General features: G+C 61.3%; 3 protein-coding genes and 1 pseudogene. 3 read left to right on the top strand and 1 reads right to left on the bottom strand.

The annotated features are described in order from the left end of the window. The 3 genes and pseudogenes from B2W52_RS13475 to B2W52_RS13465 all read left to right on the top strand — a co-directional run. Window positions 1-798 (top strand): annotated as a pseudogene (locus B2W52_RS13475) (hypothetical protein); the annotation flags it as partial. Window positions 799-813: 15 nt separating this feature from the next. Then, entirely contained in the window at window positions 814-2283 is a 1470-nt protein-coding gene (locus B2W52_RS13470) for a complex I subunit 4 family protein (protein WP_286803534.1), read from the top strand. Next, the gene (locus B2W52_RS13465) at window positions 2283-3635 is read left to right on the top strand and encodes an NADH-quinone oxidoreductase subunit N (RefSeq protein WP_119440978.1); all 1353 of its coding nucleotides are present in this window, start codon (window positions 2283-2285) and stop codon (window positions 3633-3635) included. The genes B2W52_RS13470 and B2W52_RS13465 overlap by 1 nt, the downstream gene beginning before the upstream one ends. A gap of 127 nt (window positions 3636-3762) precedes the next feature. On the opposite strand, the gene B2W52_RS13460 is transcribed toward B2W52_RS13465, so the two are convergent. After that, the coding region (locus B2W52_RS13460) for a c-type cytochrome (protein ID WP_286803531.1) at window positions 3763-3963 on the bottom strand (201 nt) is incomplete at its 5' end.

Here is a 3963-nt window from a genome sequence, read left to right as displayed (position 1 = left end):
CCACCGCTGAGCGGGTTCTTTTCCAAGGATGCGGTGATTGCCGCCGCTCTGTCGGGGCAGGGCGCCGCCTGGCTCGGACCCCTGGCCCTGGCAGGCACTCTGCTGACCGGCGCCTATATGGCCCGGGCTTTACGCTCGCTCTGGCAGGGCTCCGGCGATACCCGACCGGTCGCCGGTACTGGCTGGATGCGCGCTGGCATCTGGGGTCTGGCGATCCCCGCCGCTGGCCTGGGTCTGGCCTTTGATCCACTCGAAACAATGCTTGATCTGCCGGCTCCGGAAACCGCAGGTATGTTCGCCATATTGTCCGGACTCGTCGCTGCATTGGGTGGTCTGGCGTTGGGCTGGCTGGTGCCGGTCAAGCGTCTGCTTGGGCCTGCCCATCAATGGGCAGAATCGGGGCTGGTGGTTGCGGGAGGCCTGACCGCCTGTATAGGCCGGCCCGCAATGGCTGTTGCCCGGCGGTGTGACCGTCTGGAAGACCATTTGTACGCGGCCGCGCTTGGCGTCGACCATGCAGCTGTCAACCTTGCCCGTGGGGGCGAGCGCCTGGAACAACGTTTGTATCTGGCCGTGCTTGGCGTCGGCCGCGCCAATCTGGCGGTGGGTCGCTGGGTTCGGGGCGGGGATGAGCGTGGTATCGACGGCCTGATCTTCGCCCTGGTGGCCGGTGTGCGGGCCCTCGGCGCGCGGGCGAGAACCCTGCAAAGCGGCCTGATCCATCACAGCCTGGCGATCAGCGCCGTCGCCATCGCTGTGCTCCTGGCCATCCTGTTTTCAGCTTCACTGAGTGTCTAAAGGAACCCTGTACTCATGCTACCACTCGTATCTCTGACCCTGTTTTTGCCACTCGTCGGCGCTGTGCTGATTCTGTGTTTGCCGAAGCCGACGGCACGGACGGTGCACGGCATAGCGATCGTCAGTGCCGCCCTGACTCTGGTCGGCGCTCTGGCCATGTGGCTGCAGGGCGTGAGTGGTGACGGCTTTTCCCAGGTCGAAGAGCTGGAATGGATGCCGGCCATTGGCGCCGCCTACCGGGTCGGGGTTGATGGCATCAGCCTGCCGCTGGTGCTGCTGAGTGCCGTGCTTTTCCTGGTTTCTTTCATCTACACGTCGTCGCTTCGTGATCGCCCGCGTGCCTATGTGGCCCTGATCCTGCTTCTTGAAACCACGGCGATTGGTACCTTTACCGCCCTCGACGGGATCCTGTTCTACGTCTTCTTCGAAGTTTCCCTGGTGTCGATGTATTTCATGATTGCCGGATGGGGACATGAAGACCGGCAGCGCGCCGCCCTGATGTTCTTTATCTATACCCTGCTGGGCAGCCTGCCATTGTTACTCGCGATTCTGGGGCTTTACCTCGGCAGCCCTGCTCCCACCTTCGATATGCGGGCCTGGATTGCCAATCCACCGCTGGAGGGAGCTGTGGCCATGTGGGCGCTGATCGCCATGCTGATCACCTTTGCGGTCAAGATTCCTGCGATACCCCTGCATACCTGGTTACCTGCGGCACACGTGCAGGCACCGACCGTTGGTAGCGTCATCCTGGCTGGCATCATGCTGAAATTCGGCACTTACGGGCTGGTGCGCTTCGCGCTGCAAATGACTCCCGAGGCGTTCCGCGAAGCCGGCATCATTGTTCTGGTTTTCGGTGTCGTCAGCGCGATTTACGGCGCCTTTGCCGCACTGGCGCAGACCGATCTCAAGCGCCTGGTGGCCTATACCTCAGTTAATCACATGGGCTACGTGATCGTCGGCGTCTCTGCGGCTGCGCTAACGCTGGATCCTGCCGTGCGTGCGACCGCTCTGGACGGCGCCGTGCTGCAGATGTTCAGTCACGGCCTGGTCACCGGTGCCCTGTTCTTCCTGGTGGGCATGATTCAGGAGCGCGCCCATACCCGCGAAATGGGGGAGTTTGGCGGCCTGCTCAAAACGGTTCCGTTGCTTGGCTGGTCCTTTGTACTGGCGGCTTTCGCGTCTCTGGGTCTCCCCGGCCTGGCGCACTTCCCGGCAGAGTTCCAGATATTTCTCGCCACCCTGGGCACCACTCCCATCGCGGTTGTGGTGATTCTGGGTATTGCGATTATCGCCGGAACCTTTCTGAAGGCACTGCGTGAAACCTTTCTGGGTGAGCCCCGGGATCGCTGGAACAAAATGCCGGATCTGAGCCCGCGCGAAATTCTTGCGGTGGCGCCCCTGCTGGTGCTCACCGTTGCCACTGGCGTGGCGCCGTCCTGGGTGTTGGACGTTATTCATCGGACCACATTGGCACTGGTGCTGTAATGGGTCGTGATCTCGCATTAATCATTCCGGAAATTGCCGTTCTGTTGACGGCTGTCGGTGCCCTGATCGCGGAGATGCTGCGCCGGCCCCGGATTTCGCTGATCATTGCCGTCATCGGCCTGGTCGTTGGCACCGGGCTAACCCTGCGCCTGCTCGGCACAGACACAACGGTATTTGGCGGCAGCTTCCGGATCGACACGTTAAGCATCTGGGCCAAGCTCATCCTGCTGCCGGCTACGGTGCTTACGATGTTGCTGGCGCGGGTGGATGTCCGGGGGAGCGCCCGCGAGGGTACGGTCTACAGCCTGCTGATCTTTTCCACTCTCGGCGCCCTGGTGCTGGCGGGGGCAGGGGACACCATGTTTCTGGTGCTGGGTACGTTGCTGACCGGTTTGGCCACCTTCGCCCTGGTCGCCTATCCGGACACCGACCGGGCGACCGAAGCGGCCATGAAATTCTTTGTGTTCGCTTCGGTCACCACATCGATCATGATTTTCGGCCTGAGCTACTGGTTTGGCGCCTCCGGCTCTACGCTACTCGCCGATCTGCCGGGCATCGACACCATGCCGCTGGCTGTCATTCTAGGGTTCGTGGCTGTGGTTGTGGGTCTGGGCTACAAGGCATCGCTGGTTCCGTTCCACTTCTGGGCACCCGACGCCTACGAGGGCGCGCCGCTGTCGATTGCCGCCTACCTGTCGGTCGTGCCCAAGATTGGCGCCCTGTTTGCGCTGACTCAGGTGGTTCGTGACCTGCCGCCGGAAACCGGCTGGGCTGCGGTCATGGCGGGCCTGGCCGTGCTGAGCATGACCTACGGCTATCTTGCTGCACTGGTGCAGGACAATATTGTCCGGCTACTGGCCTATTCGTCGATTGCCCAGTCAGGCTATTTCCTTCTGGGCATCCTGGCGGTGAGCTCCAGTGAGCTGGCCTTGCCTTCAATCATTCTGTTTGCCGCTGCCTATGCGGCCATGAATCTGGGCGCTTTCGCCGTTGCCGCCGCAACCGGGCGCAGTCTGAACGATTTTGCCGGACTGGGACGTGCGCGGCCGCTTATGGGAATCGCAATGGTGATTTTCCTGCTGTCGCTGGTCGGCATACCGCCGCTGGCTGGTTTCGTTGGCAAGTTTATGCTCTTTGGCGCTACCATTGATGCCCAGTTTACCTGGCTGGCTGTGGTGGCAATTATCAACAGCGTGCTGTCGCTGGCGGTGTACCTGCGGATCATCGTGCCGATGGGCAGGTCAGGGGAGTCGGCATCCGTTGCAACCGAACCATGGCATGGAGTTGTGGTTATAATGGCGTTTTCGGCCACGCTTATTATCGGCTTGGGCGCCCAGTTCTTTCTCGTGTAAGCGAATACACCGCAAGATACAGCATTACGGTTTGGGCGCTGGGATGCGCCACCACAATGCTTGCTGTCGATTCGTGGCCTTAGTCGCCAAGAGCGCCATCAGTGGTTCTCCGGGCAGTGGGGTTAGGCTACTGGCTTTCTGTCTGCTGGTACTCCCGTTGTTCATCCGTCCAGAGGGTCTTTAGGTACTCGATTACTGCGCCAATTTCCTGGTCAGTCAGACTCTCCCCGAACGCCGGCATGGTTAGCCGTTCAGTTTTGTTGAACGGGTGTCGCCAGCCTTCCGCAATCATCTTGAACAACATGGCATCGCTGTGGCGCCAGGTGTG

The sequence above is a fragment of the Marinobacter sp. UBA2498 genome, from assembly GCF_002341575.1.
Taxonomy (GTDB): domain Bacteria; phylum Pseudomonadota; class Gammaproteobacteria; order Pseudomonadales; family Oleiphilaceae; genus Marinobacter; species Marinobacter manganoxydans.
Note: the sequence above shows the minus strand (reverse complement) of the source record. Positions and strands in the feature narration are given on the sequence as shown.